24 protein-coding genes and 3 tRNA genes are annotated in these 25850 nt (G+C 66.9%); 6 read left to right on the top strand and 21 right to left on the bottom strand.

The window, feature by feature from the left end:
- Positions 1–47: 47 nt before the first annotated feature.
- The 11 genes from rpoB to rlmB form a co-directional block, all read right to left on the bottom strand.
- A complete protein-coding gene (gene rpoB, locus ACNR9W_RS03850; RefSeq protein ID WP_419270229.1) occupies positions 48–4193 on the bottom strand; it encodes a DNA-directed RNA polymerase subunit beta in 4146 nt (1381 codons plus the stop codon).
- A 229-nt stretch (positions 4194–4422) separates the two neighbouring features.
- The gene (gene rplL / locus ACNR9W_RS03845) at positions 4423–4794 is read right to left on the bottom strand and encodes a 50S ribosomal protein L7/L12 (RefSeq protein WP_419270230.1); all 372 of its coding nucleotides are present in this window, start codon (positions 4792–4794) and stop codon (positions 4423–4425) included.
- A 65-nt stretch (positions 4795–4859) separates the two neighbouring features.
- The gene (gene rplJ / locus ACNR9W_RS03840) at positions 4860–5375 is read right to left on the bottom strand and encodes a 50S ribosomal protein L10 (RefSeq protein ID WP_111302047.1); all 516 of its coding nucleotides are present in this window, start codon (positions 5373–5375) and stop codon (positions 4860–4862) included.
- A gap of 227 nt (positions 5376–5602) precedes the next feature.
- Positions 5603–6301 (bottom strand): 50S ribosomal protein L1, encoded by a 699-nt coding sequence (gene rplA, locus ACNR9W_RS03835; protein WP_111302046.1) that lies wholly within the window; start codon positions 6299–6301, stop codon positions 5603–5605.
- A gap of 2 nt (positions 6302–6303) precedes the next feature.
- Entirely contained in the window at positions 6304–6756 is a 453-nt protein-coding gene (gene rplK, locus ACNR9W_RS03830) for a 50S ribosomal protein L11 (RefSeq protein ID WP_419270232.1), read from the bottom strand.
- Between the two features lie 90 nt (positions 6757–6846).
- A complete protein-coding gene (gene nusG / locus ACNR9W_RS03825) occupies positions 6847–7383 on the bottom strand; it encodes a transcription termination/antitermination protein NusG (RefSeq protein ID WP_111302044.1) in 537 nt (178 codons plus the stop codon).
- Between the two features lie 172 nt (positions 7384–7555).
- A complete protein-coding gene (gene secE, locus ACNR9W_RS03820) occupies positions 7556–7750 on the bottom strand; it encodes a preprotein translocase subunit SecE (RefSeq protein ID WP_419270234.1) in 195 nt (64 codons plus the stop codon).
- A gap of 107 nt (positions 7751–7857) precedes the next feature.
- Positions 7858–7933, bottom strand: a tRNA-Trp gene (locus tag ACNR9W_RS03815).
- A 67-nt stretch (positions 7934–8000) separates the two neighbouring features.
- The gene (locus ACNR9W_RS03810) at positions 8001–8432 is read right to left on the bottom strand and encodes a CoA-binding protein (protein WP_419270235.1); all 432 of its coding nucleotides are present in this window, start codon (positions 8430–8432) and stop codon (positions 8001–8003) included.
- 211 nt (positions 8433–8643) lie between these two features.
- Complete coding sequence (locus ACNR9W_RS03805) at positions 8644–9051, bottom strand: YHS domain-containing (seleno)protein (protein ID WP_419270237.1); 408 nt, start codon at positions 9049–9051, stop codon at positions 8644–8646.
- A gap of 92 nt (positions 9052–9143) precedes the next feature.
- Positions 9144–9947, bottom strand: coding sequence for a 23S rRNA (guanosine(2251)-2'-O)-methyltransferase RlmB (gene rlmB / locus ACNR9W_RS03800; RefSeq protein WP_419270239.1), 804 nt, complete (start codon positions 9945–9947; stop codon positions 9144–9146).
- A gap of 136 nt (positions 9948–10083) precedes the next feature.
- Between rlmB and ACNR9W_RS03795 the strand changes: the two genes are divergently transcribed.
- A tRNA-Tyr gene (locus ACNR9W_RS03795) sits at positions 10084–10167 on the top strand.
- Positions 10168–10290: 123 nt separating this feature from the next.
- Positions 10291–11289, top strand: coding sequence for a hypothetical protein (locus tag ACNR9W_RS03790; RefSeq protein WP_419270240.1), 999 nt, complete (start codon positions 10291–10293; stop codon positions 11287–11289).
- Between the two features lie 7 nt (positions 11290–11296).
- On the opposite strand, the gene mgrA is transcribed toward ACNR9W_RS03790, so the two are convergent.
- The 3 genes from mgrA to queF form a co-directional block, all read right to left on the bottom strand.
- Positions 11297–12346, bottom strand: a complete 1050-nt coding sequence (gene mgrA / locus ACNR9W_RS03785; RefSeq protein WP_419270241.1) for an L-glyceraldehyde 3-phosphate reductase — start codon at positions 12344–12346, stop codon at positions 11297–11299.
- Positions 12339–15269 (bottom strand): isoleucine--tRNA ligase, encoded by a 2931-nt coding sequence (gene ileS / locus ACNR9W_RS03780; protein ID WP_419270243.1) that lies wholly within the window; start codon positions 15267–15269, stop codon positions 12339–12341. Before ileS ends, mgrA begins: the two co-directional genes overlap by 8 nt.
- A gap of 205 nt (positions 15270–15474) precedes the next feature.
- Positions 15475–15936 carry a preQ(1) synthase gene (gene queF / locus ACNR9W_RS03775; protein WP_419270245.1) on the bottom strand — a complete coding sequence of 154 codons (462 nt, stop codon included), beginning with the start codon at positions 15934–15936 and terminating at the stop codon, positions 15475–15477.
- A 113-nt stretch (positions 15937–16049) separates the two neighbouring features.
- Between queF and ACNR9W_RS03770 the strand changes: the two genes are divergently transcribed.
- Positions 16050–16463: a group III truncated hemoglobin gene (locus tag ACNR9W_RS03770; protein WP_419270247.1), complete on the top strand. Its 414-nt coding sequence runs from the start codon at positions 16050–16052 to the stop codon at positions 16461–16463.
- Here the strand turns inward: ACNR9W_RS03770 and ACNR9W_RS03765 are convergent.
- From ACNR9W_RS03765 to ACNR9W_RS03745, 5 genes are all read right to left on the bottom strand, one after another.
- Positions 16460–17098: a trimeric intracellular cation channel family protein gene (locus tag ACNR9W_RS03765; RefSeq protein WP_419270249.1), complete on the bottom strand. Its 639-nt coding sequence runs from the start codon at positions 17096–17098 to the stop codon at positions 16460–16462. The two genes, ACNR9W_RS03770 and ACNR9W_RS03765, sit on opposite strands and share 4 nt — an antisense overlap.
- Positions 17095–17544 carry a ribonuclease HI gene (rnhA, locus tag ACNR9W_RS03760; protein ID WP_419270251.1) on the bottom strand — a complete coding sequence of 150 codons (450 nt, stop codon included), beginning with the start codon at positions 17542–17544 and terminating at the stop codon, positions 17095–17097. The genes ACNR9W_RS03765 and rnhA overlap by 4 nt, the downstream gene beginning before the upstream one ends.
- The gene (locus tag ACNR9W_RS03755; RefSeq protein WP_419270253.1) at positions 17537–18142 is read right to left on the bottom strand and encodes a glutathione S-transferase family protein; all 606 of its coding nucleotides are present in this window, start codon (positions 18140–18142) and stop codon (positions 17537–17539) included. The genes rnhA and ACNR9W_RS03755 overlap by 8 nt, the downstream gene beginning before the upstream one ends.
- A 38-nt stretch (positions 18143–18180) precedes the next feature.
- Positions 18181–19140 (bottom strand): 4-hydroxy-3-methylbut-2-enyl diphosphate reductase, encoded by a 960-nt coding sequence (gene ispH, locus ACNR9W_RS03750; RefSeq protein ID WP_419270254.1) that lies wholly within the window; start codon positions 19138–19140, stop codon positions 18181–18183.
- Positions 19141–19249: 109 nt separating this feature from the next.
- Complete coding sequence (locus ACNR9W_RS03745) at positions 19250–20680, bottom strand: cobyric acid synthase (protein WP_419270255.1); 1431 nt, start codon at positions 20678–20680, stop codon at positions 19250–19252.
- A gap of 72 nt (positions 20681–20752) precedes the next feature.
- Here ACNR9W_RS03745 and secG point away from each other — a divergent pair, with 72 nt between their 5' ends.
- From secG to ACNR9W_RS03730, 3 genes are all read left to right on the top strand, one after another.
- Positions 20753–21370 (top strand): preprotein translocase subunit SecG, encoded by a 618-nt coding sequence (secG, locus tag ACNR9W_RS03740; RefSeq protein WP_419270257.1) that lies wholly within the window; start codon positions 20753–20755, stop codon positions 21368–21370.
- Between the two features lie 168 nt (positions 21371–21538).
- A complete protein-coding gene (locus tag ACNR9W_RS03735; RefSeq protein ID WP_419270259.1) occupies positions 21539–23182 on the top strand; it encodes a CTP synthase in 1644 nt (547 codons plus the stop codon).
- A gap of 83 nt (positions 23183–23265) precedes the next feature.
- On the top strand, positions 23266–23781 hold the full coding sequence (locus tag ACNR9W_RS03730) for an MrcB family domain-containing protein (protein ID WP_458478621.1): 516 nt from the start codon (positions 23266–23268) through the stop codon (positions 23779–23781).
- 52 nt (positions 23782–23833) lie between these two features.
- On the opposite strand, the gene ACNR9W_RS03725 is transcribed toward ACNR9W_RS03730, so the two are convergent.
- Positions 23834–23909 (bottom strand) — tRNA-Thr (locus ACNR9W_RS03725).
- Between the two features lie 90 nt (positions 23910–23999).
- Entirely contained in the window at positions 24000–25847 is a 1848-nt protein-coding gene (locus ACNR9W_RS03720) for a heme biosynthesis HemY N-terminal domain-containing protein (RefSeq protein ID WP_419270261.1), read from the bottom strand.
- Between the last annotated feature and the right edge of the window lie 3 nt (positions 25848–25850).

The raw sequence follows: 25850 nt of genomic DNA, 5'->3' as shown, positions 1-25850 counted from the left end.
ATTCCTAATGAAGGGCACGGAGGAAGGGGTGGTGAGGGGATGCCCCCTCACTCCTCCTCGTCCGCATCCAGGAGTTCCATGTTGAGGCCCAGACCCCGGACCTCCTTGACCAGCACGTTGAACGATTCCGGCACGCCAGCCTCGAAGTTGTCCTCGCCCTTGACGATGGACTCGTAGACCTTGGTGCGGCCGGCGACGTCGTCCGACTTGACGGTCAGCATTTCCTGCAGCGTGTAGGCGGCACCGTAGGCTTCCAGCGCCCAGACCTCCATCTCGCCAAGACGCTGGCCACCGAACTGGGCCTTGCCGCCCAGGGGCTGCTGCGTGACAAGGCTGTACGGACCCGTGGAACGGGCGTGCATCTTGTCATCGACTAGGTGGTGCAGCTTGAGGACGTACTTCATCCCCACGGTGACCTTGCGGGCGAACTGCTCGCCCGTGCGGCCATCGAAGACCACCGACTGACCCGAGGTGTCGAACCCGGCGCGCGTCAGCGCGTCGTTCACGTCGGCCTCCTTGGCGCCGTCGAAGACCGGCGTCGCGATCGGCACGCCCGTGCGCACCGTTCCGGCGTGCTCGCGCAGCGTCTCGTCGTCCAGGCTGTCGAACATCTCGGCATAGAGCTCGTCACCATAGCCGATGCGCATCGCCTCGCGAACCGGGGTCATGTCGCCATTGCGGCGATAATCTTCCAGCGCCTCGTCGATCTTGAGGCCCAGGGCGCGGCTGGCCCAGCCCATGTGGGTTTCCAGGATCTGGCCCACGTTCATGCGCGAAGGCACGCCCAGAGGGTTCAGAACCAGGTCGACGGGAGTGCCGTCCGCCAGGAACGGCATGTCCTCCATCGGGACCACCTTGGACACGACGCCCTTGTTGCCGTGACGACCGGCCATCTTGTCGCCGGCCTGCAGCTTGCGCTTCACCGCGACAAAGACCTTGACCATCTTCATCACGCCCGGCGGCAGATCGTCGCCCTGACGGACCTTCTCGACCTTGTCCTCGAAGCGGGCTTCCAGCAGCTTCTTCTGGGTGTCGTACTGGCCGTTCAGCGCCTCGACTTCCTTGGCGATATCCTCTTCGGACACCGCCAGCTGCCACCACTGGCCGCGCGACAGCGTGCCCAGCAGGTCCTCGGTGATCTCGCTGTTGGCCTTCAGGCCCTTCGGACCCTTCAGCGCCACCTTGCCCAGGATCAGGGTCTTGAGACGCGCATAGATGTTGCGGTCCAGGATCGCCTGTTCGTCGTCACGGTCGCGGGCCAGACGCTCGACTTCCTCGCGCTCGATCTGCAGCGCGCGTTCGTCCTTGTCCACGCCGTGGCGGTTGAAGACGCGGACTTCCACGATGGTACCATAGGCACCCGGCGGAAGACGCAGCGAGGTGTCGCGAACATCGGATGCCTTTTCACCGAAGATGGCGCGCAGCAGCTTTTCTTCCGGCGTCATCGGGCTTTCGCCCTTGGGAGTGATCTTGCCCACCAGGATGTCGCCCGGCCCGACTTCGGCGCCGATATAGACGATGCCCGCCTCGTCGAGGTTGCGCAGTGCTTCCTCACCGACGTTCGGGATGTCGCGGGTGATCTCCTCGGGCCCAAGCTTGGTGTCGCGGGCCGCCACTTCGTATTCGTCGATATGGATCGAGGTGAACACGTCGTCGCGGTGGATCCGCTCACTGATCAGGATCGAGTCCTCGTAGTTGTAGCCGTTCCAGGGCATGAACGCGACAACCACATTCCGGCCGATGGCCAGTTCACCCTGATCGGTCGACGGACCGTCCGCGATGACCTGGTTGGCCACGACCTTTTCGCCCACCTTGACCAGCGGACGCTGGTTGATGGTCGAGGACTGGTTCGAACGCTTGAACTTGCGCAGACGATAGATGTCCACGCCCGCATCGCCCGAACCCATGTTCTCGGTCGCCCGGACCACGATCCGTTGCGCGTCGACCTGGTCGATGATGCCGCCGCGGCGTGCCATGATGGCCGCACCCGAATCGCGGGCCACGGTCGCTTCCATGCCGGTGCCCACAAACGGGGCCTCGGCGCGCAGAAGCGGCACGGCCTGACGCTGCATGTTCGACCCCATCAGCGCGCGGTTGGCGTCGTCGTTCTCGAGGAACGGGATCAGCGCCGCGGCGACCGAGACCAGCTGCTTGGGCGACACGTCGATCAGGTCGACAGCGTCCACCGGGTTCAGCATGAAGTCGCCCGCCTGACGGGTCGAGATCAGCTCGTCCACGAAGTTGCCTTCGCTATCCAGCGTCGCATTGGCCTGTGCCACGGTGTGGCGCATTTCCTCGGTCGCCGACATGTAGACGACGTCGTCGGTCACCTTGCCCTCGATCACCTTGCGGTACGGGGTTTCGATGAAGCCGTATTTGTTGACGCGTGCAAAGGTCGCAAGGCTGTTGATCAGACCGATGTTCTGGCCTTCGGGCGTCTCGATGGGGCACATCCGGCCGTAATGGGTCGGGTGAACGTCGCGAACCTCGAAACCCGCACGCTCGCGCGTCAGACCGCCCGGCCCGAGGGCCGACAGGCGACGCTTGTGCGTCACTTCCGACAGCGGGTTGGTCTGGTCCATGAACTGCGACAGCTGGCTGGAGCCGAAGAATTCACGAACCGCCGCCGCCGCCGGCTTGGCGTTGATCAGGTCCTGCGGCATGACGGTGTCGATCTCGACGCCGGACATGCGTTCGCGGATGGCACGCTCCATGCGCAGCAGGCCGACGCGGTACTGGTTTTCCATCAGCTCGCCGACCGAACGCACCCGGCGGTTGCCCAGGTGGTCGATGTCGTCGATCTCGCCCTTGCCGTCGCGCAGTTCCACCAGGCCGTGAACGCAGGCCACGATGTCCTCGGGGCGCAGCGTGCGCTGCGTATCAGGGGCGTCCAGGTCCAGGCGCATGTTCATCTTGACCCGGCCAACAGCCGAAAGGTCATAGCGCTCGCTGTCAAAGAACAGGCTGTTGAACAGGGTCTGCGCGGCCTCGACGGTGGGCGGCTCGCCTGGGCGCATGACGCGATAGATGTCCATCAGCGCGCCTTCGCGGCCCAGGTTCTTGTCCGCCGCCATGGTGTTGCGGATGTACGGACCCACGTTGACATGGTCGATATCCAGAACCGGGACCTCGGTGATGTCGTTGTCCAGCAGGACCTTCAGCAGGCCACCCGACAGCTCGCCGTCCTTGTTGTACTCGGCGGTGATCTCGTCACCGGCCTCGGCATAGATGAAGCCGGTCTGGTCATTGACCAGGTCCTTGGCGACAAAGCGGCCGACGATGCGCTCGAACGGCACGAACAGGTTCAGCTGTTCTTCCGTTTCCAGCAGCTTCTTGACCAGGCGGGGCGTGACCTTTTCGCCGGCCTTGGTGATGACCTCGCCGGTATCGGCGTTCACCAGGTCATAGGCGGGACGGGTGCCGCGCACGCGCTCGGGGAAGAAACGGGTGACCCAGCCTTGCTCGCGCCCCTCGCGGCGCAGGGTGTAGCTGACCGTTTCGTAGAAGGAATCCATGATGGCTTCCTGATCCATGCCCAGGGCATAGAGCAGCGTCGTCACAGGCAGCTTCCGGCGACGGTCGATCCGCGCGAACACCAGGTCCTTGGCGTCGAATTCAAAGTCGAGCCAGCTGCCGCGATAGGGAATGATCCGGCAGGCGAACAGCAGCTTGCCCGAGGAATGGGTCTTGCCGCGGTCATGGTCGAAGAACACGCCGGGCGAACGGTGCATCTGGCTGACGACCACGCGCTCGGTGCCGTTCACGATGAACGTGCCGTTCTGGGTCATCAGGGGCATGTCGCCCATGAAAACGTCCTGCTCCTTGATGTCCTTGACGGACTTCGCCCCGGTGTTCTCGTCGACATCGAACACGATCAGACGCAGGGTGACCTTCAGCGGCGCGGCATAGGTCATGTCGCGCTGCTGGCACTCGTCCACGTCGTATTTCGGGCGCTCCAGCTCGTATTTCACGAACTCCAGCGTCGCGGTCTCGTTGAAATCCTTGATCGGGAAGACCGACTGGAACACCCCCTGGATGCCGTCGCCATCGTTGTGGCCGGTCCCCTCGCCCGAGTTCAGGAACAGGTCATAGGAGGATTTCTGAACCTCGATCAGGTTCGGCATCTCCAGAACTTCACGGATGTTGCCATAGTAGCGCCGGATACGCTTTTGGCCGACATAAGCTTGCGCCATGGGGTCTAGTCACCTTTCGTCTTCGCGCGCGTTCCGGATCGGGGCACCCGGAACGGGCCTACGAATGCAGGGGTGAGGTTCCATTCGTGCCACGCGTCCCACCGCGCGGCTCCCGAACCTCGAACATGCCCTGAAGGAAGGTCTGGCAAGGAAACCGCCCTTCAAGACAGGTTCGGCAGGGACCGGGAAATCCCGGACCCTGCCCTTTCGACAACGGTCTTGCGACCGATTACTTCAGCTCGACCTTGGCGCCAGCCGCTTCGAGCTTCTTCTTGATCTCTTCGGCATCAGCCTTGGAAGCGCCTTCCTTGACCTTGCCACCGGCTTCGACCAAGTCCTTGGCTTCTTTCAGGCCCAGACCGGTGATGCCGCGCACTTCCTTGATCACGTTGATCTTGTTGGCGCCGGCGTCGGTCAGGACGACGTCGAACTCGGTCTTTTCTTCTTCGGCTTCGGCGCTTGCGGCCGGGCCAGCCATCATGACGGCGCCACCGGCGGCCGGCTCGATGCCATATTCGTCTTTCAGGATGGTCTTCAGTTCCTGGGCTTCCAGCAGGGTCAGGCCCACGATTTGTTCGGCGAGTTGTTTCAGGTCAGCCATTTTTCCGTTCTTTCCAGTTAGTGTTCCAACGTCGGGTCTTCAACCACACGCAGGGATCGGGTTGCTTACGCAGCCTCACGTTCCTCGAGGGTCGTGAGGATGCTCGCGATGTTCGAAGCAGGCGCGCCAATGGCACCGGCGATGTTGGAGGCAGGCGCACCGAGGCAGGACACGATCTGAGCGATGAGCTCTTCACGCGACGGCATCGAGGCGACGGCTTTCACACCGGCGGGGTCCAGCGCCGAGTCACCCATGGCACCGCCCAGGATCACGAAACGATCGTTGTCCTTGGCGTACTTGTCGGCGATCCGGGCCGCAGCGGTCGGATCTTCCGAATAGGTGATCACGGTCATGCCCGTCAGGTAGTCGGCGATGCTTGCGCAGGGCTTACCTTCCAGGGCGATCTTGGCGAGCTTGTTCTTGGCAACGCGAACGGAACCGCCGGCTTCGCGCATGCGCGCCCGCAGGTCCTGCATATGTGCAACCGTCATCCCCTCGTAGTGGGCAACCACCACGACGCCAGAGCTTTCAAAGATCTGGCCGAGTTCGTCGACCACCTGTTCTTTTTGTGCTCTATCCACGGTTTCACTCCAAGTAGGGGGTTTCCCCCCGCTCTCACTTTTCCCGGTCTCGAATGGGACCGGGTCGGGTCCGCTAGGGCAAGATCACCCGAAGGTCTGGACCTTCGGAAAAATGCTTCCCCATCTCAGGAAGGACATTAAGCGGGTTTCCCCGCACCCTCCGTCTCGGACAGGACGGGGCGGCTTGCGGCTGCCCCGTCATTCCCGACCTTGCGGCCGGGAAATTCTCAGTTGGCGGTCGCCGAGACGACGTCCACCGACACGCCCGGGCCCATGGTCGAGCTGATCGAGACCTTCTTCATGTAGGTCCCCTTCGCGCCCGTGGGCTTGGCACGGCTGACCGCGTCCACGAAGGCGCGCAGGTTCTGGGCCAGCTTGTCCTCGTCGAACGAGACCTTGCCGATGCCGGCATGGACAACGCCTGCCTTCTCGGCCTTGAACTGGACCTCACCGCCCTTGGCGGCGTTTACCGCACCGGTCACGTCCATGGTCACGGTGCCGACCTTGGGGTTCGGCATCAGGTTGCGCGGGCCCAGGATCTTGCCCAGACGGCCGACCAGCGGCATCATGTCCGGCGTCGCGATGCAACGGTCGAACTCGATCTTGCCGGACTGGATCGTCTCCATCAGGTCCTCGGCGCCGACGATGTCCGCACCGGCGGCCTTGGCTTCGTCAGCCTTGGGACCACGGGCGAAGACGGCGACGCGGACGTCCTTGCCGGTTCCGGCGGGCAGCGTGACCACGCCGCGGACCATCTGGTCGGCATGGCGCGGGTCGACGCCCAGGTTCAGCGCGATCTCGACGGTCTCGTCGAACTTGGCCGAGGCTGAGGTCTTGACCAGCTTGATCGCGTCTTCGACGGTCAGGTTGGACTTGCCTTCGAAGGCGGCGCGGGCCGCGGTCTTCTTCTTGGAAAACTTTGCCATGATCAGCCCCTCACCTCGATACCGATCGACCGGGCGGAACCGACGATGATCTTCATCGCGGCTTCGACGTCGTTCGCGGACAGGTCGGCCATCTTGGCTTCGGCGATCTCGCGCACCTGCTTGACGGTCACCGAACCGGCGTTCGTACGGCCAGGCTTGTCCGAACCCTTGGCGCGGTTGCGCTTGCCCACCGGCTTCAGGCCGGCGGCCTTCTTCAGCAGGAAGGACGCCGGGGGCGTCTTCGTCTCGAAGCTGAACGACTTGTCGGCGTAATAGGTGATCACGACGGGCACGGGCGAACCCTGCTCCATCTCCTGCGTGCGAGCGTTGAACTCTTTGCAGAAGGCCATGATGTTGATGCCGCGCTGACCCAGTGCGGGGCCGACGGGGGGCGACGGGTTCGCCTGACCCGCCTTGATCTGCAGCTTGAGGCTGCCAACTACTTTCTTGGCCATCTGGCCTTCTCCTTCATCATCAAGCCCGCGAAAGGGGCCGATTTAGCGGTGCGGCCCCTGTCCCGAAGGACCGGCGCCTCCCGCAGCCCATCACGCGGTCTTGGAGACCTGCGTGAATTCCAGTTCGACCGGCGTCGGCCGGCCAAAGATCGACACGGTGACCTTCACGCGCGACGAGATCTCGTCCACTTCCTCGACCATGCCAGAGAAGCCCTCGAACGGACCGTCGGTCACGTTCACCTTCTCGCCCACGTCAAAGCGGATCAGGTTGCGCGGCGCGGCGGGTTCGCCGTCGACCGAGCGGTTCAGCATCGCGTTCACCTCATCGTCGCGCATCGGCATCGGCTTGCCCTGCGCGCCAAGGAAACCGGTGACGCGGTTGATCGAATTGACCAGGTGATAGGTGCGGTCCGACATGTCCATGTGCACCAGCACATAGCCCGGCATGAAGCGACGCTCCGACGTGACCTTCTTGCCGCGGCGGATCTCGATCACTTCCTCGGTCGGAACCAGCACCTCGTCGATCTGCTCTTCCAGACCCTTCTCGGCGACCGCCTGACGAATCGCCTCGGCGACCTTCTTTTCGAAGTTCGACAGGACGCTGACCGAATACCAACGCTTTGCCATGTCTCGATCGACCCCTGCTCATCTTTTGGGGAATCACGCGAATGCCGCGCCAACCCCTTGAATTCCTGTATGTCCGAAAAACTGAAATCGGCGCGCATGCGATTCCGATGCACGCCGCTTTCCGGACAGTCGTGGGCAGATACCGCCCCTGCGGCCCAAATGCAAGCCCCGATCAGCCGCTGATCAGCCGCAGCCCTTGGGTCAGGCCGGTGCGGATCGCCAGATCGACCAGGAAAAAGAACAGGCTGGTGATCGAGGCAAAGATCATGACCATGATGGTCGTGGTGATCACCTCGCGGCGCGTGGGCCAGGTGATCTTGGCGGCCTCGGCACGGACCTGGTTGATGAACTGGACGGGATTGGCCACGGGTGGGCTCCTTGGGCAAGTGCAGGCGCTGATCTATCCGGCCTGCACCGGCATTTCAAGCCTGACCGACATCTCGCCCGGCGGGCGGCGTATCTGACGGAAGGACCTGGCAGGGGCAGGGGGACTCGAACCCACGACCCTCGGTTTTGGAGACCGATGCTCTACCAACTGAGCTATACCCCTGAGGTGGGGCCTGATTAGGCGCGCCGAACGCCCCCGTCAAGCAGATATCGGCGCCCTGAACCTCCGCTCACGGATAGCGGGGAAACTCGATCTTGGGGCAGCGGTCCTGGATCACGATCTTGCCGGCCCGGCGCGCGCGTTCGGCGGCACGGTCGTCGCGCACGCCCAGCTGGGTCCAGATGACCGTCAGGTCCGGCAACTGGGCCAGCGCCTCGTCGACGATCCCCGCGACAGCGTCCGAACGGCGGAAGATGTCCACCATCTGCACGCCGGCCTCATCCGGGATATCGGCAAGGCTCGCGTGGACCGTCTCGCCCAGGATCTTGTGGCCGGCATGGCCGGGATTGACGGGGATCACGCGGATGCCGCGGGCCTGCAGATAGCGCGCCACACCCCAGCTGGGCCGCGCCTCATTAGGCGACAGGCCCACCATCGCGACCACCTTGATGGTCCGCGCGATGCGGGCGATGTCCTGATCTTCCTCCAACGCGATCTCCATATCCGTCTCCCCCTGATCCCGCAGCCTGTGGTTGCGGCAATCTTGCATAGAAAAGACGCCCGGTCCACAGGGTGGCCGGGCGCAAGTGGCGGAACGAGGGACAGTGATCCGAACATGACCGTTCCGGGGTCATGTCCTGCATGTGTAAATGGGCATCACCTTAGAAAAGTTCCAGAGCGATCGCGCTTTTGTGATTATGAAAGCTCGCCCTTCAGTTCCCGCCCCAGGCCGCCTCGGCCTGGTCCAGGATCCGCGCCGGGTCCTGTTTGACCTGTCGTTCTGCCGCACCCGACCGGAACAGATAGAGATCGCCGCCAATGATCGCGAAAAACCGCGGATCCCCCGGCTCCGGGCGCCCTTCCATGATCGAGACGGGGCACATCCCGTCAAACCGGGGCGCGAAGGACCGCGGATCGGCCTCGAAGCGCAGGCGATTCTCTTCCGAGACGAAATGCCAGACCTGTCCCTTCCACATGGTCGCGATGTCACCGCGGCCCGGGATCGGGCGCCCGCTCTGCACATATCCGACCGCATCGAAGCCCCCCAGGGCCCAGTCCTGCGCCGCGGCAGGCAGCGCGGGCAGGATCGCCAGGAGGAGGGACAGGACAAGGTTGCGCATGGTGACTTGATCAATACGGGGTTGACGACTACTTGGCAGCAGTCGTCCCGAATCTCAACGCGCCGGGCAGGAACGTCGCAGGGATGTGATGTTCACGCACGCCCTGCGGCATAAAGTGACACCGCCGCCGCGTTCGACACGTTCAGCGATCCGAAATCCGCCGCGAAGGGAATGCGCGCCACGTGGTCGCAGGTCTTGACCGTCAATTCGCGCATTCCCGGCCCTTCGGCGCCCAGCACAAGGCAGATCGCGCGTCCCGACAGCCGGGTCATCAGGTCAGGCAGGGCCTCGCTGCCCGTCCCGTCCAGGCCCACCAGGATGAAGCCCATGTTCTTCAGCTGGGTCAGCGCCTCGGCCAGGTTCGGCACGCGCAGATAGGGCTGACGCTCCAGCGCCCCCGAGGCGGTCTTGGCCAGCGCCCCGGTTTCGGGCGCGGAATGGCGGGCGGGCGCGATCACCGCGCGCGCGCCAAAGACCTCGGCCGAACGCAGGATGGCGCCGACATTGTGGGGGTCCGTCACCCGGTCCAGCGCCACCAGCAGCGGCCGCGTCTCGCCGGGCGCCTCGCGCAGCGCAACCTCGCTGAGGCTGCCCCATTTCAGCGGCTTCACCTCCAGCGCGGCCCCCTGGTGCACGCTTTCGACGGCCAGCGGCACGGCCTTGTCAAAGACGCGCGGGTCGGTGACCTCGGGCTCCATCCCGTGCAGATCCCCGAGGCGTGTCAGTGCGTTCTGGGTCACCACCAGGCGCAGCTTTTCCCGTTCCGGATTGGCCAAGGCGTCCCGGACCGCGTGCAGCCCGAACAGCCACACCGTCTCGGCGGCGGCGGCGCGGCGGCCACGTTCCTTGTCGATCACCCATGCGGGCTTCTTGGATTTGGGGGTCCTTTCGGCCATCGGGGGCCTCCTTTCCTGCCCCGTCTCTCTGCGCGCGCGGGCGCGATCACGCAAGCCCCCGAAATGTGCCTTCGGAAATCTGCTTGACGCCCCCCGGCGGGGCGGCTAATCACCGCCCACGCCGAAAGCGATCGGCGGGCGACGTGCTGCAAGGTGCGGCAGCGGACTGTAACTCCGCCGGGGAGACCCACGCCTGGTTCGATTCCAGGGTCGCCCACCACTTTCCCCTCATTCCTGGTTCAGTGGTGTGCCGGCCGCCCGGATCGATGGCGCCGCAGGGGCTTTTTCACCCCCAGCCCGGCGGCTAGGCTGCGCGCGAACAACGGACGGTTCAGGCGCGGCGATGCAGCAAAGACAGACCTTTCCCAATCTGCTGATCGTGGCTCAGGCCGGGCGGCTGGAATTCGAGGCACTGATCTTCATGGCCAGCTTGAGGGCCAGCGCGCCCGGTTGGTGCGGCCGCGTCATTCTGGCCGAACCCCGTCCCGAAGGGGCATGGCAGGATCACCGGACCCAGATCTCGGACGGCTGCCGGGACCTGCTGACGCAGATGGGGGCAGAGATCACCCCCTTCACCGCACGGCATTTCGGCGCCGCCTATCCGCAGGGCAACAAGATCGAGGCGCTGGCGCTGCTGCCGGAAAACGAGCCCTTCATCTTCTTCGACACCGACACGCTGATCACCGGTCCCCTAAACCAGGTGCGCTTCGACTTTGCCCGGCCCTCGGCCTCGATGCGGCGCGAGGCGACCTGGCCGCAGCCGCCCCTTTACGGGCCGGGCTATGGCGGGATCTGGAAGTCGATCTATGACCGGTTCGGCCAGGACTTCGAAACCAGCCTGGACCTGACCCAACCCGACGAGCACTGGGAGCGGTACCTCTATTTCAACGCGGGCTGGTTCTTCGGCCCCGACCCGGGTGAATTCGGGCGCCGGTTCCTGGACTGGGCGCGGGCGCTGCGCGACGACCCGCATGACGCGCTGGCCTGCCAGGCGATGGAACCCTGGCTGGATCAGGCCGTGCTGCCCGTGGTGATCCACAGCTTGGGGGGCGGCCGTCCCGGCCCCGAACTGGACGGGCTGGACGGCGCCGTGACCTGCCATTATCGCCGCCTGCCGCTGCTTTACGCGCAACAGGGAGATCATGCGATCGAGGTGCTGGAGCGCGTGGTCGCCCCGAAGGAGATCAAGCGGCTGCTGCGCGAATGGGAACCCGCGCGCAAGCTGATCTACCAGGAAAAGGGCCGCAGCAAGGTGCGCCCGATCTTTGCCGGCCACGGCGGCCCGCTGCCGGAACGCCAGATCCGCCACCAGCTGAAGACCCGCGGCTGGTGGCTGGTCTAGAGGGCCGTCAGGCCCCTGCCCCTTCCGAGGACCGGGCCCAGATGTTCACATCGCCCTTGGCCGACAGCTGATCGATCCGGGCCAGTTCGTCATCCGAGAACTCCAGGTTGCCCAAGGCGCCCACGCAGTCGCGCACCTGCTCGGCCCGCGAGGCGCCGATCAGCGCGCTGGTCACGCGCCCGCCGCGCAGCGTCCAGGCGACCGCCATCTGCGCCAGCGTCTGCCCCCGATCCAAGGCCAGGTCGTTCAGACCGTTCAGGCGCTCGATCATGTCCTGGCTCAGCCAGTCGGGCGACAGCGACTTGCCCTGCGCGGCGCGGCTGTCGGCGGGAATGCCCTTGAGGTATTTTCCCGTCAGCATCCCCTGCGCCAGCGGCGTGAAGACAATGCTGCCCATCCCCAGCTCGTCCAGCGTGTCCAGCAGCCCGTCATTTTCCACCCACCGGTTCAGCATGTTGTAGCTGGGCTGGTGGATCAGGCAGGGTGTGCCCAGGTCCTTCAGGATCGCCGCCGCTTCGCGGGTGCGGGCGCTGTTGTAGCTGCTGATGCCCACGTAGAGCGCGCGTCCCGACCGCACGATGTGGTCCAGCGCGCCCATGGTCTCCTCCAGGGGCGTGTCGGGGTCGAAGCGGTGCGAATAGAAGATGTCGACATAGTCCAGCCCCATCCGCTTCAGCGACTGGTCGCAGGAGGCGATCAGGTATTTCCGGCTGCCCATCTCTCCATAGGGGCCGGGCCACATGTCATAGCCGGCCTTGCTGCTGACGATCAGCTGGTCGCGATAACCGGCGAAATCGGTCCGCAGGATCTCTCCAAAGGCCTCCTCGGCGCTGCCCGGCGGCGGGCCATAGTTGTTGGCCAGGTCGAAATGTGTGATCCCCAGGTCAAAGGCCGTGCGGCAGATATCGCGCTTGGTCTGGTGGGGCGTGTCATGGCCGAAATTGTGCCACAGCCCCAAGCTGATCGCCGGCAGCTTCAGCCCCGAACGCCCGCAGCGGCGATAATCCATGGCCGCATAGCGGTCGGCGGCGGGCTGATAGCGGTTTTCCTCAACCATGGCTCAGAACCTCGTCGCAGCGGGCGCAGACGCCCGGATGGGGATGGCTGCCCACGTCGGGCAGAATCTTCCAGCAGCGCTGGCACTTGTCGCCCTCGGCCGGCTCGAAGACCACGCCGATGCCGGGGGCCTCGGCCATGCGAAAGGCCTCCTGCGGGGCCGGATCACGGGTCAGCGACAGGTCCGAGGTGATGCAGATATCGGCAAAGGCCACCGATTTCAGCGCGGCCAGCATCTCGGGCTCCTCGACATGGACGACCGGCGCCGCCTCCAGGCTGGCGCCGATGGTCTTGTCGGTCCGCTTCACCTCCAGCGCGGCGGTCACGACGCGGCGGGCGCGGCGGACATGGTCCCATTTCGCGGCCAGCGGCTCGTTCAGCCAGTCGGCCGGGGTCGCGGGGAAATCGTGCAGATGCACGCTGTCATCCTCGGACGGAAAGCGCGACAGCCAGACATCCTCCATGGTGAAGGGCAGGATCGGCGCCAGCCAGGTCACCAGGCGGTGGAACAGGATGTCCAGGACCGTCCGCGCGGCGCGGCGGCGCGGGCTGTCGGGCGCGTCGCAATACAGCGCGTCCTTGCGGATGTCGAAATAGAAGGCCGACATGTCCACGGTGCAGAACTGGAACAGCGTCTGGAACACGCCTTGGAAGTCGAAGGTCTCATAGCCCCGGCGGACCTGATGATCCAGCTGCGCCAGCCGGTGCAGCACCCACTGTTCCAGCTCGGGCATCCGGTCGGCCGGCAGCCGCTCGGCCTCGTCCCACTCCGCCAAGGCGCCCAGCAGAAAGCGCAGCGTGTTGCGCAGCCGGCGATAGCTGTCGGCAGTACCCTTCAGGATCTCGGGGCCGATGCGCTGGTCGGCGGTGTAATCCGTCTGCGCCACCCACAGGCGCAGGATGTCGGCGCCGTACTGCTCGATCACCTTGGCGGGCACGATGGTGTTGCCAAGCGACTTGGACATCTTCATGCCCTTCTCGTCCAGCGTGAAGCCATGCGTGACGACGTTGCGATAGGGGGCGCGGCCCTTGGTGGCGCTGGCCTGCAGCAGCGAGGACTGGAACCAGCCGCGATGCTGGTCCGTACCCTCCAGGTACAGGTCGGCGATGCCGTCGGGCGTGCCGTCCTCGCGGTCGCGCAGCACAAAGGCATGGGTCGATCCGCTGTCGAACCACACGTCCAGCACATCGGTGACCTGGTCGTAATCGTCGGGGTTCACGATGCCGTCCAGCATCTGCGCCTTGAAGCCCGCGCGGTACCAGACATCGGCGCCGTCCTGTTCAAAGGCCGCCACGATGCGGTCGTTCACGCGCGGATCGCGCAGCAGGAAGTCGCCATCCGTGGGCTTGGCGCCCTTCCTGACAAAGCAGGTCAACGGCACGCCCCAAGCCCGCTGGCGCGACAGCACCCAGTCCGGGCGGTTCTCGACCATCGAATGGATGCGGTTGCGCCCGGTCTGCGGCCACCACTTGACCAGCTTGTCGATCGAGGTCAGCGCGCGGGTCCGGATCGTGTCGCCATGCTGGCCCAGGCCGTCGTCCAGCGGCTTGTCGATGGCGGCGAACCACTGCGGCGTGTTGCGATAGATCAGCGGCGCCTTGGACCGCCAGCTGTGCGGATAGCTGTGCTTGATCTTGCCCTTGGCCAGCAGCGCGCCGGCCCAGGCCAGCTGCTTGATCACGCTGACATTGGCCGGGCCGTCCTTGCCGTCGGGCGCGATGATCGCCTCTCCGCCAAACAGCGGCAGGTCCCGGCGATAGCTGCCGTCGGGCTCGACATTGTAGGTCATCGGCAGCTTGAAGCGCAGGCCCATCTGATAGTCGTCGTCGCCATGGCTGGGCGCGGTATGTACGAATCCCGTGCCGGCATCGTCGGTCACATGATCGCCCGGCAGCATGGGGACATCATAATCCCACTCGCCCAGCCCCCCCTCGACCCCGCGCAGGGGGTGGGCCAGGACCAGCGCGGCCAGTTCATCGGCACTCACCGTCCGCAGGCGGTCGTGGCCCGTGACCTTCGCCGCACCCATGACGGATGAGGCCAGGGCGTCGGCCAGCACGATATGCTCTCCGACCCTGGCCGTGGCATTTTCCGCCGCCTCGGTGACCTCGTAGAGGCCATAGGCGATCTGCGGATTAAAGGCGACGGCCCGGTTCTGCGGGATCGTCCAGGGCGTCGTGGTCCAGATCACCACCGATGCCTCCAGCAGGTCGGTGCGCATGCAGCCGTCCAGCGGCGCGAACTCCGATTGGGACGCCACCCCGAACCGCACCCAGATCGTGTGGCTGGTGTGGTCGTGATATTCCACCTCGGCCTCGGCCAGGGCGGTCTTTTCCACGGGCGACCACATCACGGGCTTCGACCCCTGATAAAGGCTGCCGTTCATCAACAGCTTCATGAACTCGGCCGCGATCACCGCCTCGGCGTGGAAGTCCATCGTCAGATAGGGGCGGTCCCAGGCCCCGGTGATGCCAAGCCGCTGGAACTCGTCGCGCTGGATGTCCACCCACTCATCGGCAAAGCGGCGGCATTCCTGGCGGAACTCGACCACGTCGACCGCATCCTTGTCGCGGCCCTCCTTGCGGTACTTCTCCTCGATCTTCCACTCGATCGGCAGGCCGTGGCAGTCCCAACCGGGCACGTATCGCGCATCGCGGCCCATCATCTGGTGGCTGCGCACGATGATGTCCTTGATCGTCTTGTTCAGCGCATGGCCGATATGCAGGTGGCCGTTGGCATAGGGCGGGCCGTCATGCAGCACGAACGGCGTCCGCCCCCCCGCTGCCGCCCGCTCGCGCAGCCGGTCATAGATGCCGATGCGGGACCAGCGCTCCAGCCATTCCGGCTCGCGCTGCGGCAGGCCCGCGCGCATGGGAAACTCGGTCTGCGGCAGAAAGACGGTGTCGCGATAGTCGGGGGTCATGAAGCGTTCCTTGGGGCTGGGTCCGGCAGTCGGATCAGGAATTCAGGCGGCAAAAATCCCGGCGGTGCGAAACATCACGCCGCCGGGCCGCTAATTCGTATGCCGAAGCCCGCAAAATCCATGCGCCCTCTATAGAAACGCAGGCCCGCACCCGCAAGCGCCGACCCTTTTCAAGCCGCCCGTTTTCTGCGGCCGAGCCGCGCCCTCAGCCCCGGCCACGATAGCCGGCGACACCCTGATCGGGCAGCCACAGACCTTCGGGGACGGCGCCGGTCTGCCAGAAGACGTCGATGGGCATGCCGCCGCGCGGGTACCAATAGCCGCCGATCCGCAGCCAGCGCGGGTCCAGCAGCCCGGCGATGCGTTTGCCGATACCCACGGTGCAATCCTCATGGAAGGCGCCGTGGTTGCGAAAGCTGCCCAGGAACAGCTTCAGCGACTTGGATTCGACCAGCCAGTCGGCCGGCACATAGTCGATCACCAGATGCGCGAAATCCGGCTGGCCCGTCAGCGGGCAGAGGCTGGTGAACTCGGGCTGGGTGAAGCGCACGACATAGGTCTCGCCCGGCTGCGGATTGGGCACCCGCTCCAGCACCGCCTCCTCGGGCGATTGCGGCAGGGGGGTGCTGGCACCAAGCTGGGTCAGCGCGTCGGTATAGTGGCTCATCGTCTGGCTCCTGTTTTGACCGGGTGGGCTGCGACCGGAAGCGGCCTCTTAGCATCCCGGCCGCGGGCGATCAAACCCTTGAAACCCGCGCCGGACCGGGCCAGATGCGGCAGATGGACATGCCCGACCTGCCCCCCCGCTTCGACATCACCGAGGCCGAGATCCGCCGCACCGTCGCCGTCTTTTACGGCGCCGTCCGCCGGCACGAGGTGCTGGGGCCGATCTTCGCGGAACATGTCGGCGACTGGCCCGCGCATGAGGACCGCATCGCGGCCTTTTGGGCGGGGGCGATCCTGCACCGCGCGGGCTATAACGGCAGCCCGATGCGCGCCCATCTGTCGGCGGGCAATGTGCGGCCCGAACACTTCACGATCTGGCTGGCGCTGTTCGACGAATCGCTGCGCCGCACCCTGCCACCCTGGAGCGCGCGCGCCTGGTCGCAGCTGGCGCATCGCATCGGCCAGGGCCTGCGCGCGGGGGTCGAGAACGTGGATGCCGGCCGAAACGGCCCGCCCCGGCTGCGCTAGCCCCGGTCGCGCGGCGGTCGCGGGCGATAGACCGGCAGCCGCCAGCCGAGGTGGAGGCTGCCCGCGCGCAGCACCCAGACCGCGACCGCGCAGGCAATCAGCGCCTCGGTCCGGTCCAAACCCAGCCAGACCAGCGTCACCGCCGTCAGCGCGCCGCCAAAGGCCGCCGTCAGGTACAGCTGACCCTGCTTGAGGACCAGCGGCACCTCGTTGCCCACCACGTCGCGCATCAGCCCGCCGAACGTGCCCGTCACCACGCCCATGATGACGACGATGACAGGGCCAAAGCCGCCTTCCATCGAAACGCCCACGCCCGCCGCGACCGCCACGCCCAGGGCGACGCTGTCCAGCCAGACCAGCCAGCGATAGCGGCTCTCGAACAGATGCGCCGTCCAGAACACGATCAGGGCTGCGGCGGCGGCGATCAGCACATAGGCCGGCTGCGCCACCCAGAAGACCATCTCGCGCCCCAGGATCAGGTCGCGCAGGGTTCCCCCGCCCACGGCGGTCAGCGCGGCCATGAAGATGAAGCCCACCGGGTCCAGCTGCGCCCGGCTGGCCACCAGCGCCCCGGTCAGCGCAAAGACCAGCACGGCGCCGTAATCCAGCGCCGCGACCAGCGCCGCGGGCGTCATTTGAAGGGAGCCATTCCGGCGCGGGCCAGTTCGTCGGCGCGCTCGTTCTCGGCATGGCCGGCATGGCCCTTGATCCAGCGCCATTCGACGTCGTGGCGGCGCGCCGCCTCGTCCAGGCGCTGCCACAGCTCGACATTCTTGACGGGCTTGCGGTCCGCGGTCTTCCAGCCGTTGCGTTTCCAGCCGTGGATCCACTGGGTGACGCCGTTCTTGACATAGTTGCTGTCGGTCACGATCACGATCTTGCTGGCACGGGTCAGCGCCTCCAGCGCGCTGATGGCGGCCATCAGCTCCATCCGGTTGTTGGTGGTCGCGGCCTCGCCGCCCTGCAGCTCGCGCTGCTTGACGACGGCCTCGCCCTCCAATGCGCGCATCAGGACGCCCCAGCCTCCGGGGCCGGGATTGCCGCTGCAGGCGCCGTCGGTCCAGGCAAACAGCTCAGGCATCGATCGCCACATGGCCTGGCAGCGCCGCCACCCGGTCCAGCCAGGCCGTGACCGTGGGAAAACGCGCCATGTCAAAGCCGCCGCGGCTGCCAGCAGTGTGGGTATAGGCATAAAGGCAGATGTCGGCCAAGCTGACCGCGTCGCCCGCAAGCCAGTTCCGGGCGGCCAGGCGCGTCTCCATGATCGACAGCAGGGCGTGGCCGCGGGTCAGCAGGTCCGCCATCCGCTCGGGCGTGGCCTGATCCGCGCGCGAGGGATAGAAGTTCAGCGCCCCGCGCACGGCGATGACGCCTTCGTGCTGGTTCTGCTCCCAGAACATCCAGGCCAGCATCTCGGCGCGGGCAAAGCGGTCCTGCGGCCAGAAGCGCGTCCCCTCGCCCAGCCAGCACAGGATGGCGTTGGATTCGGGCAGCACCCGGCCGTCATCCAGCACCAGCACCGGCGCCTTGCCAAAGGGCAGCGCGCCCTTGGCCTGCGCCTCGCGCAGCGCGTCCGAGGACTCCTCGACATCGACGACCTGGCAGCCGCGGCCCAGCAGGGCCAGCAGCAGGCGCACCTTGTAGCTGTTGCCCGAGGAGGGCATCGACCAGAGCTTCATGCCCCACCTTTCTTCAGCCGCTTGTCCCGGCGCCGGGCTCAGCCGGCGGTTTCGCGCAGGACCCGCGGCACCTTGAATTCGACCCGTTCCACGGCTGTTTCGACCAGTTCGACGGTCACGTCATAGCGGTCGCGAAAGGCGTCGATGACCTCGTTCACCAGAACCTCGGGCGCGCTGGCCCCTGCGGTCACGCCCACCGTGCGGATGCCTTCCAGCGCCCGCCAGTCGATCTGCGCGGCGCGCATCACCAGCTGCGAATAGCTGCATCCCGAGGCCTTGCCGACCTCGACCAAGCGCTTGGAGTTGCTGGAGTTCTCGGCGCCGATCACCAGCAGCGCGTCGATATGCGGGGCCACCGCCTTGACCGCCGCCTGGCGGTTGGTGGTGGCATAGCAGATGTCTTCCTTGGCCGGGCCGATGATGGCGGGGAACCGGGCCTGCAGCGCGGCGACGATGCCCGCGGTGTCGTCCACCGAGAGGGTCGTCTGGGTGATGAAGGCCAAGCGCTGCGGGTCGCGGACCTCGATGGTCGCGACATCGGCCACGTCCTCGACCAGGATCACCTCGCCCTCGGGCAGTTGTCCCATGGTTCCAAGAACCTCCGGATGCCCCTCATGGCCGATCATCACCATCTGCAGACCGGCCGCGTGATGGCGTTCGGCCTCGATATGGACCTTGCTGACCAGGGGGCAGGTCGCGTCGACATAGACCATCTGGCGACGCTGCGCCTCGGCCGGGACCGCCTTGGGGACGCCGTGGGCGGAAAAGATCACCGGGCGGTCGTCAGGGCAGTCGTCCAGTTCCTCGACGAAGACGGCGCCCTTGTCGCGAAGTGCGTCGACGACATACTTGTTGTGCACGATCTCGTGCCGGACATAGACGGGGGCGCCCCATTTCTGCAGCGCCATCTCGACGATCTTGATCGCGCGGTCGACACCTGCGCAGAAGCCGCGCGGGGCGGCCAGATACAGGGTCAGGGGCGGCTTGTGATGTTCCATGCCCCTCAGGTAGCGCGGCGGGCCGCTTTCGTCCAGCACCCGGCGGTCACAAGCGATGCACCAGGCGTGCACAGGACGTACACCGACAACGCACGCAGGGTTTTAACCTTCAGCGCGCAACGGCCAGCAGGGCCTCCACGTCCAGATGCGCCTCCAGGTGGTCGGCCAGGTCCTCCAGCGCGGCCTCGACGCCCGCCTCGAAGCCGGGCTGAGAGGGTGCGCCGAGCCGCGCCAGGAAGGCCGCGCGAAAGCGGTCGTCGGAAAAGAGCCCGTGCAGATAGCTGCCCATCACCCGCCCGTCCGGGCTGATCGCGCCGTCCGGCTGGGGCATGTGGCCGAAGGGGCGGGCGCAGTCGGGGCCGTCGGTGCGGCCCATGTGGATCTCGTATCCCGAGACCGGCTGGCCCAGGGCGGTGCCGGTCGCGCGCAGCACGCGCTTGTCGGGCGACATCACCGTCGCCACGTCCAGCAGGCCCAGGCCCGGGACCTGCCCCGCCACCCCGTCGGCGCCCGAGGGGTCGTCGATCACCCGGCCCAGCATCTGGTAACCGCCGCAGATGCCCAGGACATGGCCGCCGCGCCGCCTGTGGGCGGCCAAGTCGATGTCCCAGCCCTGGGCGCGCAGAAAGGCCAGGTCGCCCGAGGTCGATTTCGACCCCGGCAGGATCACCAGGCCCGCGTCGCCCGGCAGCGCCTGGCCCGCGCCCAGCATGGTCAGCCGCACGCCCGGTTCGGCCGCCAGCGGGTCAAGATCGTCGAAATTGGCGATGCGCGACAGGGTCAGGCAGACGACATGCAGGCCCTGCCCCCGGCTGGCGCGCAGGTCGACCGCATCCTCGGCCGGCAGGCGGTGGGCGCCGGCAAACCAGGGCACCACGCCGAAGCCGCGCCAGCCGGTGCGGTCCTCAATCGTCCGGTAGCCGTCGTCGAAGAGGCGCGGGTCGCCGCGGAACTTGTTGATCAGGAAGCCCTGCACCATCGCGGCGTCGCCCGGGTCGATCACCGCCTGGGTGCCGACGATCTGGGCGATCACCCCGCCGCGGTCGATGTCGCCCGCCAGCACCACCGGCACGCCGGCCGCGCGGGCAAAGCCCATGTTGGCGATGTCGCGGGGGCGCAGGTTCACCTCGGCCGGGCTGCCCGCGCCTTCGACGATCACCAGGTCATGGCCGGCCGAGAGGCGGGCGAAGCTGTCCAGCACGCCCTCCAGCAGGCGCGGCTTCAGGCCCTGGTAGTCGCGGGCCTGGGCGCGGCCGATGGCGCGGCCCTGCAGGATCACCTGGGACCCGGTGTCGGTTTCGGGCTTGAGCAGGACGGGGTTCATGTCTGTCACGGGCTCCAGCCCGCAGGCGCGGGCCTGCAGCGCCTGGGCGCGGCCGATCTCTCCGCCGTCGGCCGTCACGGCGGCGTTGTTCGACATGTTCTGCGGCTTGAAGGGGGCGACGGAGAGGCCGCGCCTGCGGGCCGCGCGGCAGAGCCCGGCGACCAGCAGCGACTTTCCGACATTCGAGCCGGTGCCCTGAATCATCACCGCAACCATGGGACACTCTTGCTTGCCATCACCTGCCCGGTTGACTAGATAGGCGCGTCCGCAAATGAAAGGCCGAAAGCCGTGGAAAACGTCATTCTGACCGTCCATCTGATCCTGGCAGTCCTGCTGGCCGGGGTCGTCCTGCTGCAACGCTCCGAAGGGGGCGGGCTGGGCATGGGCGGCGGTGGCGGCGCAGGGGGCGTGATGTCCGGCCGCGCGGCGGCCAATGCGCTGACCCGGCTGACCTGGATCCTGGGCGTGGCGATCTTTGTGACCTCGATCGTGCTGACGGTCCTGGCGGCGCGTCAGGCCACGACCGGGTCGATCATGGACCAGATGGGCGTGCCGGCCAGCAGCCAGCCGCAGACGAACCTGCCGACACTGCCGGCCTATGCGCCGCCGCCCTCGACCGGGGGCAACCCGCTGACCCCGCCGGCCCCCGATGCGCCGGCGAACGTGGCACCGACAAACGTGGCGCCGGCGGCCGAGGCGCCCGCAGCGGCGGCCCCCGTGGCGCCCGCCGCCGAGGCCCCGGCCGCACCCGTGACCGAGGCGCCGGCTGCCGCCGCACCCGCCGATGTGGTGGCACCGGCAACCACGCCCCTGGCGCCCCCTGCGGCCGCGCCCGCCCCGGCCCCCGCGGCGGATGCGGTCACGCCCCCCGCGGCCCAGGCGCCCGCACCGCAGCCCGCCAACTGAGGCTGACACAATAGTTTGGGGCGGCAGTTTTCCCGCCCCACAGGAACTTGCGGTCCGTTGCGACCACGGGGCGAATCGGTTATTCTCCAACTCCCGTGATGCTGGTCGTTTCGACGGCCCGCAGCAGACCTAATTTGCACTTCTCGACTTGCACATCACGGGGGCCTCATGGCGCGATACATCTTCATCACCGGCGGCGTGGTTTCGTCCCTTGGCAAGGGCCTGGCCTCCGCGGCGTTGGGGGCGCTGCTGCAGGCCCGCGGCTTTACCGTACGGCTGCGCAAGCTGGACCCCTATCTGAACGTCGATCCCGGCACGATGAGCCCCTTCGAGCATGGCGAGGTCTTCGTCACCGATGACGGCGCCGAAACCGACCTGGACCTGGGCCATTACGAGCGGTTCACCGGGGTGGCGGCGCGGCGCACCGACAGCATCAGCAGCGGGCGCGTCTATTCCAACGTGCTGGAAAAGGAGCGCCGGGGCGAATACCTGGGCAAGACGATCCAGGTGATCCCGCATGTCACCAACGAGATCAAGGACTTCCTGGCCATCGGCGGCGACGAGGTCGATTTCATGCTGTGCGAGATCGGCGGCACGGTCGGCGACATCGAGGGTCTGCCCTTCTTCGAGGCGATCCGCCAGTTCATCCACGAGCGGCCGCGCGGCGAATGCATCCTGATGCATCTGACGCTGCTGCCCTATCTGGCGGCATCGGGCGAGCTGAAGACCAAGCCCACCCAGCACAGCGTCAAGGAGCTGCAGTCGATCGGCCTGGCGCCCGACGTGCTGGTCTGCCGGTCCGAGCATCCGATCCCGGAAAAGGAACGCGCCAAGATCGCCCTGTTCTGCAACGTGCGCCCGGACGCCGTGATCCCGGCCTATGACCTGAAGACGATCTACGAGGCGCCGCTGGCCTATCACCGTGCGGGCTTGGACCGGGCTGTGCTGGACGCCTTCCGGATCAGCCCCGCCCCGCGCCCCGACCTGTCGCGCTGGGAGGACGTGATGGACCGGCTGCAGAATGCCGAGGGCCAGGTGAACATCGCCGTGGTGGGCAAGTACACGCAGCTGGAGGATGCCTACAAGTCCATCGCCGAGGCGCTGACCCATGGCGGCATGGCCAACCGGGTGCGCGTCAAGGCGGACTGGGTCGACAGCGAGAAGCTGGAGGGCGAGGGCGCGCATCTGCTGGACGGCTATCACGGCATCATCGTGCCCGGCGGCTTTGGCGAGCGCGGGACCGAGGGGATGGTCACCGCCGCCCGTTATGCGCGCGAGAAGAAGGTGCCCTATCTGGGCATCTGCCTTGGGATGCAGATGGCCGTGATCGAGGCGGCGCGCAACCTGGCCGAGATGCCCGACGCGGGGTCCGAGGAGTTCGACCACGAGGCGGGGCAGACGCGGTTCACGCCGGTCGTCTATCACCTGAAGGAATGGGTGCAGGGCAACTATACCGTCCAGCGCAAGGTGGGCGACAACAAGGGCGGCACCATGCGCCTGGGCGCCTATACGGCGGTGCTGAGCGAGGGGTCCAAGATCTCGGACATCTATGGCGGCGTCACCGAGATCGAGGATCGCCATCGCCACCGCTATGAGGTCGATGCCACCTATCGCGTTCAGCTGGAGCAGGCGGGCCTGCGCTTTTCGGGCATGTCGCCCGACGGCAAGCTGCCCGAGGTGGTGGAATATCCCGACCACCCGTGGTTCATCGGCGTGCAGTCGCATCCGGAACTGAAGTCCAAGCCCTTTGAGCCGGCGCCGCTGTTCGCGGGCTTCGTGCGCGCCGCGATGGAGGAAGGGCGGCTGGTCTGACCGCGCCCCCTCCCCCGCTGCCGCCGCTTGCCGCCGCGCTGTCCCTGACGGCGCGGCGTTATGCATTCGAGCGCCAGCGGCCCGTGGCGGGCAGCGCCTTTGGGCGTTTCTTCCGGCGTGACGTGGCGCAGATGGGGCGCGACCTGATCGAGGCGCGCCCCGAGCGCCTGCTGGTGCGGGCCAGCACCGGCGCGCCCGGCTGGGCCAACGTGCCCTGGCTGGCCTTCTTTGCGCCGCAGGTGACGCGCAGCATGCGGCACGGTCTTTACGTGGTCATCTTTGTCAATGCGCGGGACGAGGCCGTCACCCTGTCGCTGCAGCACGGGGCGGCGGATGCGCTGACCCGGCTGGGGGCGACGGAGGGACGGGCCCATCTGCGGCAGCTGGCCGCCGCGACCCGGGGGCGCCTGGGCCGCGGTCACGGCTTTTCCGAAGATCCCATCTGCCTTGGAGCGCCCGCGGACCTGCCCCTGGGCTATGAGGCCGGGTCGGCGCTGAGCCGGTCCTGGGCGGCGGGGGATGTGGAGCTGGCGCGGCTGCCCCACGCGCTGGAGGGGATGCTGGACCTTTATCGGGGACTGGTCGGGCCGCCGGAATGACAAAGGCCGCCCGGGAAGGCGGCCAGTCGAGAGCAGAGAGGATTTAACAACCTGGTGCCGGTGAAGGGACTCGAACCCCCGACCCCATCATTACGAATGACGTGCTCTACCAGCTGAGCTACACCGGCATCAGGTTGTGCGCGGCGGATAGCAGTTTCACCGGGCGGGGGGAAGAGGGGACGGGCGATTTTTTCGCCCCTCCCCGCCCGGTCCTGCGATCAGGACCGTCGCTTTGCCTCGCTCCAGTCTTCGTTGTCGGTGGGTTCGACATCGGGCCGCACCATCACCGCCTCGGCGGTGACTTCGGGGTGGCGTTCCGCCAGCGCGTCCGGCTGCGCGGTCAGGTCCGGGGTCGGCACCGCCTGCGCGGGCATCGCATCCACCGTGGTGGCCTGCGAGGCGGCCATGGCCTGGGCCAGTTCCGGCTCAGGCGTCGTCTGCGGCTCGCTGGCCTTCAGGACGACGGGCTTTGGCACGGGCTTTATGTCGGGCTCGCGCGTGGTCACCGTCGTCGAGGGTTCGCCCGGATGCCGATAGTCGCTTTCGCGCGGCACCATGCCGGGGGCGACATTGGGCTGGTCCAGGTGACGGATCCGGGCACTGCCCTCGGGTTCGGCCGGGCCGGGAGGATGCGGGCGGACGGGTTCGGACAGGTCGGGGGCATCGGCGGCCGGGGCCTTGGGCGATCCGACCAGCAGCGGCAGCATCTCGGCGCCCGTGGGCGTGGTCGAGGCGGTGCTGCGCAGGCCATCGGGCTCGTGCCAGGTCAGCGTGTCGAAGCCGCCGCAGCTGTCGCAGACCGGCGCCCAGCCGGGCATGACATTGTGGCACTTGTCGCAGACCCATTGCGGGCCGCGCGACGCGGTCAGCGCCCGCGTCAGCCAGCCGCGCACCACGCTGTCGTCGGCACCCTGCCCGCGTTCGATCGCGGCCATGATCGACAGCGTCCGCACGGTGGGATGCTTTTCGGCCAGATCGCCCAAGGCGCGCCGCGCGCCAGGGAAATCCTCTGCCGCCAGCATCAGCTCGGCCTTGAGCAGGCGGCTTTCCTCGTGCTCGGGGTTCTTCGAGATCAGCCGGTCAAAGCGGTTCAGGCGCGCGATCGGCGATTCGTCGGGAACGATCTCGGCATAGGCGGCGGCGACGTCGGGATGCGGACGCACCGACCAGGTCTTTTCCAGGATGCGCGAGGCGTTGCGGAAGTCTTTTTGCGCCACATAGCTGCGGGCGGCCAAAACGGCGGCGGGAATCAGGTCGGGGGAGGCCTTGGCGGCCGAGATCGCGGCCTCGCGCGCGCTGATCGAGTTGCCCTGGGCCAGCACCTCGCTGGCCTCCTGCAAGGCCAGGACGGCATCGCGGCGCAGCGCCACGTCCTTGGGCATGTCGCCCTGGTTGCGCTTGTCCTTGAGCGTCTGGCGGGCGCCCTTCCAGTCGTGTTCGCGGGTCTGGAGGTCCAGCAGCGTGTCCTGAAGCTCCTTGTGGCGGGGCTTCAGGGCATAGGCCTTTTGCGCCAGCAGCATCGCCTTGTGGGTGTGGCCCATGGCCAGTTCCTGGCGCATCAGGCCGCGGATGCCCACGAAACGGGTCCGGTCATCCTCCAGAAGGTCGCGATAGACGGCCACGGCCTTTTGCGAATCACCCGCCGTTTCGGCGGCCTGCGCGGCCAGCAGGTTGGTCAGGTGCGGCTGGTTCAGGTATTTCGCGGCCTTGGCGGCCTTGTCCTGCGCCAGCTTGCCTTCGCCGGCGGCGACGGCAAGCATCCCGTCGCCCAGGGCGGCATAGCCCTTGCGCTCGCGCGAGCGGGCGAAGTGGCGGTTGATCGCGGTCTCGTCCCCGGCCAGGAAGCGCAGGAAGGCCAGCGCCAGGCCCAGGATCTTGAAGACCACCCAGGCCAGGACCATAAGCACCAGCAGCGCGACCAGCGCCTTGACCGGGGTCAGGGCGTATTCGGTGCCGGCATATTCGATCCGCAGCATATCGCCGTGTTCGGACAGGTAGACCGCGCCCAGGGCCAAGGCCAGGACGACGGCAAAGAAGAACAGGATCTTGAGCAGCGACAGAAGCATCGG

This window comes from Paracoccus sp. T5 (assembly GCF_048538155.2).
In the GTDB taxonomy this organism is placed as follows: domain Bacteria; phylum Pseudomonadota; class Alphaproteobacteria; order Rhodobacterales; family Rhodobacteraceae; genus Paracoccus.
The sequence above is the reverse complement of the archived record's forward strand: the minus strand, read 5'-3'. Positions and strand labels throughout refer to the sequence as shown.

What these genes read in the sequence shown, in the direction of transcription:
- rpoB (WP_419270229.1), bottom strand. Translation starts at nt 4,193, where the DNA reads ATGGCGCAAGCTTATGTCGGCCAAAAGCGTATCCGGCGCTACTATGGC.
- rplL (WP_419270230.1), bottom strand. Translation starts at nt 4,794, where the DNA reads ATGGCTGACCTGAAACAACTCGCCGAACAAATCGTGGGCCTGACCCTG.
- rplA (WP_111302046.1), bottom strand. Translation starts at nt 6,301, where the DNA reads ATGGCAAAGTTTTCCAAGAAGAAGACCGCGGCCCGCGCCGCCTTCGAA.
- rplK (WP_419270232.1), bottom strand. Translation starts at nt 6,756, where the DNA reads ATGGCCAAGAAAGTAGTTGGCAGCCTCAAGCTGCAGATCAAGGCGGGT.
- nusG (WP_111302044.1), bottom strand. Translation starts at nt 7,383, where the DNA reads ATGGCAAAGCGTTGGTATTCGGTCAGCGTCCTGTCGAACTTCGAAAAG.
- ACNR9W_RS03810 (WP_419270235.1), bottom strand. Translation starts at nt 8,432, where the DNA reads ATGGAGATCGCGTTGGAGGAAGATCAGGACATCGCCCGCATCGCGCGG.
- ACNR9W_RS03805 (WP_419270237.1), bottom strand. Translation starts at nt 9,051, where the DNA reads ATGCGCAACCTTGTCCTGTCCCTCCTCCTGGCGATCCTGCCCGCGCTG.
- rlmB (WP_419270239.1), bottom strand. Translation starts at nt 9,947, where the DNA reads ATGGCCGAAAGGACCCCCAAATCCAAGAAGCCCGCATGGGTGATCGAC.
- ACNR9W_RS03790 (WP_419270240.1), top strand. Translation starts at nt 10,291, where the DNA reads ATGCAGCAAAGACAGACCTTTCCCAATCTGCTGATCGTGGCTCAGGCC.
- mgrA (WP_419270241.1), bottom strand. Translation starts at nt 12,346, where the DNA reads ATGGTTGAGGAAAACCGCTATCAGCCCGCCGCCGACCGCTATGCGGCC.
- ileS (WP_419270243.1), bottom strand. Translation starts at nt 15,269, where the DNA reads ATGACCCCCGACTATCGCGACACCGTCTTTCTGCCGCAGACCGAGTTT.
- queF (WP_419270245.1), bottom strand. Translation starts at nt 15,936, where the DNA reads ATGAGCCACTATACCGACGCGCTGACCCAGCTTGGTGCCAGCACCCCC.
- ACNR9W_RS03770 (WP_419270247.1), top strand. Translation starts at nt 16,050, where the DNA reads ATGGACATGCCCGACCTGCCCCCCCGCTTCGACATCACCGAGGCCGAG.
- ACNR9W_RS03765 (WP_419270249.1), bottom strand. Translation starts at nt 17,098, where the DNA reads ATGACGCCCGCGGCGCTGGTCGCGGCGCTGGATTACGGCGCCGTGCTG.
- rnhA (WP_419270251.1), bottom strand. Translation starts at nt 17,544, where the DNA reads ATGCCTGAGCTGTTTGCCTGGACCGACGGCGCCTGCAGCGGCAATCCC.
- ACNR9W_RS03755 (WP_419270253.1), bottom strand. Translation starts at nt 18,142, where the DNA reads ATGAAGCTCTGGTCGATGCCCTCCTCGGGCAACAGCTACAAGGTGCGC.
- ispH (WP_419270254.1), bottom strand. Translation starts at nt 19,140, where the DNA reads ATGGAACATCACAAGCCGCCCCTGACCCTGTATCTGGCCGCCCCGCGC.
- ACNR9W_RS03745 (WP_419270255.1), bottom strand. Translation starts at nt 20,680, where the DNA reads ATGGTTGCGGTGATGATTCAGGGCACCGGCTCGAATGTCGGAAAGTCG.
- ACNR9W_RS03735 (WP_419270259.1), top strand. Translation starts at nt 21,539, where the DNA reads ATGGCGCGATACATCTTCATCACCGGCGGCGTGGTTTCGTCCCTTGGC.
- ACNR9W_RS03720 (WP_419270261.1), bottom strand. Translation starts at nt 25,847, where the DNA reads ATGCTTCTGTCGCTGCTCAAGATCCTGTTCTTCTTTGCCGTCGTCCTG.